This is a genomic window from Coleofasciculus sp. D1-CHI-01 (assembly GCF_040218875.1).
Lineage (GTDB): Bacteria > Cyanobacteriota > Cyanobacteriia > Cyanobacteriales > Coleofasciculaceae > Coleofasciculus.
This window is the reverse complement of sequence record NZ_JAVJQP010000069.1, coordinates 1-3,627: the sequence shown is the minus strand read 5'-3', so window position 1 is coordinate 3,627 and position 3,627 is coordinate 1. Positions and strand designations below refer to the sequence as shown.

The 3,627-nt window shown below is 49.4% G+C and carries 2 protein-coding genes; both read left to right on the top strand.

The genetic code is table 11. From position 1 onward, the window contains the following. The first annotated feature begins 423 nt into the window (after positions 1–423). Positions 424–1,938 (top strand): ATP-dependent DNA helicase, encoded by a 1,515-nt coding sequence (locus RIB93_RS12775; protein ID WP_446373141.1) that lies wholly within the window; start codon positions 424–426, stop codon positions 1,936–1,938. A 39-nt stretch (positions 1,939–1,977) separates the two neighbouring features. Next, positions 1,978–3,291: a homoserine dehydrogenase gene (locus RIB93_RS12770; protein ID WP_446373140.1), complete on the top strand. Its 1,314-nt coding sequence runs from the start codon at positions 1,978–1,980 to the stop codon at positions 3,289–3,291. The last annotated feature ends 336 nt before the right edge of the window (positions 3,292–3,627 follow it).

The window sequence follows — 3,627 nt, the reverse complement described above, 5'->3', positions numbered from 1 at the left end:
TCTCGTTCATCCTCAGCGTCACCGAAAAAGAAGAGCGGGTAAGGGTTGAGGGCATTGGTGTCAACTTAAGGTGAAAAGCAGGGGGAGCAGGGGAAGCAGGGGGAGCAGGGGAAGCAGGGGGAGCAGGGGGAGCAGGGGGAGTCATGTTCCAGACGTGATGACAGAAGCGTCTGTATGTAGGGGCGGGTTTAGGGATTAACTTTACATCGACACCGATAACTTTTCTACAAAACCCGCCCTTAATCGTTTGCATCTTATTCCAATGGTAATGGTTGGGAAGTTAACGCACTGGTAAACATAATCCTCGATTCGTATGTCAAACTAGATAAGTTCCAAAATCCAGTCCAAGGGACTCACCCTCAGGTTGAGGCAAGATCAGAATAGCTGTCTATAGTTCTGGGAACGTTCAGACACGAGATTAACGTGATTGAAGTCGAAGTCCATTCCTCTCTACGTGCCTTTCTGCGAGAGCAAGGTCAACTCAACTGGCCCCACCATTTAACCATGGCGCGGCTGGTAGCGCGGGCTTTGCGCTTGGGGCGTTCTGCATTAATTCAAACAGGAAGTCCCCAAGAACCCTATCGTCTGAGTTACTTGGCACCTGCTTTAATCTGGCACGAACCCGTGATTATTGTTGCGCCTGTGTTAGTCCAAACGTGGCTGCTACAGGTCGAAATTCCTAGCTTGCAAGAATGGATGGGTACAAATAAGGCGATTCACATTGGTGACAGGTTCCCAGATGAGGATTTTCAAGGACTGCTGATTACCACTCCCGAAGCATGGTTGGCAGACCGTTTGGGAGACAAAAGCGCGTTTCCTCAAGGTATTCCCACCCTCATAGACCAAGCGGACGATTTAGACGACTGGGTGCGTGATCAACTCAAGAGTACGATTCAGCCTCAACATTGGCATGACCTGATGTTAGCCCATCCGCAAAAGGCAGATTGGATTCGGGATAGGCGGGTGCGGCTAACCAAACGCTTATTTGAGCGTCCAGCCAATCCTTATGATTGCTATCTGATAGAATCGGGCGAACAAGCTGTCATCCAGGAGTTGTTTGAGGTCTTACAATCGGCAAATGGTGGGGAGTCTGCCTATCTGCCACCCGCCTGGAAACAGTTTTGGCGATGCTGGCAATCATCCAATCAGTTTACCTGGGCAGCGATTGAGCGATCGCAGGGTCAGTTTTCCCTGTATTGTGAACCCACAGAAGTAGCAACATCCCTCAGCCGCATCTGGTCAGAACAACCGATAGTCTTAATTGGCGGGGCGCTAGATTTGGAGGCGTCGGCGGACGTTTACCGTCAACAACTGGGTTTAGGAGAGTTAACCTGCTTAAAATTCTCGCCTGACCGCCACAGCAAACTGATTCAGCTTTATTTACCCGATAGGCTACCGATGCCGAATACGCCCCGCTTCCGAAATGCCTTGTTTCAACAAGTGCGAACGCTTTTAGGGGCAAGTCATCAGCTGAAAACACCTGTCGTCATCTTAGTCGGGGATGTTCCTCTGAAAAGTCAGTTAGGGGCAGTTTTAGCCGCTGAATTTGGGTCGCGAGTCCAGGTGGAAAAGACCCAGTTAGAGGAAAATGGTATTCTAGTTTGTGGTTGGGAATTCTGGCGCTCTCAGCAACAGTTTTTACCCTCTCCCCAACTGTTAATTATTGCCACGTTACCCCTACCCTCCCTAGAATACCCTTGGGTTGCAGGTCAAGTGGCGTACTACAAACAGCGACGGTTAGACTGGTTTCGCTTATATCTATTACCTGCGGCGTTGCGAGAATTACAACGGGCAGTTGCGCCAGTGCGAGACTCTCAAGGGATTGTTGCCTTATTAGACAATCGGGTTAACCATCGCAGTTACGGTACTCAAGTGTTGTCGGCGTTGAGTCCCTTTGCCCAAATTAATTATGTGGATGAAGGTTGGTTTGAAAGATGACCCTTTTTCTGTAATGCTTAAAATTTTAGGATAATAGCTGTGGCTTTTACAATCGGTTTATTGGGACTGGGAACAGTTGGTACAGGAACAGCAAAAATTTTACAAGACCCCACGGGTCGAAATCCCCTGCTGCAAGCGATTGACATTCATAGAGTCGGCGTGCGATCGCTAGATAAACCGCGATCGGTGAAAGTGCCGCCTGAAGTGATGACGACGGACTTGGAGTCAATTGTCACTGACCCAGAGATTGATATTATCGTGGAATTACTAGGGGGATTAGAACCCGCGCGATCGCTAATCCTCAAAGCCATTTCTCACTCTAAGCATATTGTCACCGCCAATAAAGCCGTTATCGCCCGCTATGGGGCAGAAATCTTCACCGCCGCCGAAGAAAAAGGCGTCTATGTTCTCTTAGAAGCGGCGGTGGGCGGCGGTATCCCAGTGATTCAACCCCTAAAACAGTCCTTAGGCGTCAATCAAATTCACAGCATTACTGGTATCGTCAACGGCACCACCAACTACATTCTCACCCGCATGGAAAGCGAAGGCGGAGAATTTGCCGATATTCTGGCAGATGCCCAAAAATTAGGCTATGCCGAAGCTGATCCCACCGCCGATGTTGAAGGGTTAGACGCCGCCGATAAAATTGCCATCCTCGCCTCCTTAGCCTTTGCCGGACGGATTAAGTTAGAAGACGTTCACTGTGAAGGCATTCGCCAAGTCAGCGCTGCCGATATTGCCTACGCCCAGAACTTAGGCTTTGTGATTAAACTCCTGGCGGTAGCCAAGCGAGAGGCGAGGGTTGCCACCAGTGAACCCGAATCAGACATGCTACAGATTCGGGTTCACCCCACTCTCGTCCCCCAAGCCCATCCCCTGGCTAGTATTCATGGGGTTTACAACGCGATTTTGGTAGAAGGGGAACCCTTGGGACAAGTGATGTTCTTTGGTCCCGGTGCTGGTTCAGGTCCCACGGCGAGTGCGGTGGTATCGGATATTTTGAATATTGCGGCTGTATTGAAAACGGCGGGAGAAACCCATCATCTGCATCCCTTATTAAGTTGTGTGCATCAACACTATTGCAGCATCGCCCCAATTTCAGAATTAGTCACTCGATTTTATGCCCGGATTATGACCAAAGACCGACCCAGTGTGATTGGTCATCTGGGGATTAGCTTTGGTAATCATGGGGTGAGTTTAGAGTCAGTCGTACAAATTGGCTTCCAGAACGAGTTAGCTGAAATTGTGGTTGTCACCCATGATGTCCGGGAAGGAAACTTCCGCAAAGCCTTAGCCGAAATTCAGGCGTTAGAAGCGGTTGATAGTATTCCCAGTATTTTGAGAGTGCTGTAGTGCAGCAGCCGTGGAAATACTGGGAAAGCTGGGGGAGATGGGGGAGATGGGGGAGATGGGGGAGCTGGGGGAGGAATGATACATTTTGCCTGATAGCGGTGCAAGAGTATTAAGTTTCATAAAATATGATATCGGGACATAAAACCCAGTGTAGGGGCGGGTTTAGGGACAAAATTAATCGAGTCACCAATCACCTTTTTACAAAACCCGCCCTGCCCCAATCTTTCACCTAACCAATTCCCAATGTAGGGGCGGGTTTAGGGACAAAATTAATCGAGTCACCAATCACCTTTCGACAAAACCCGCCCTGCCCCAATCTTTCACCTAACCAATTCC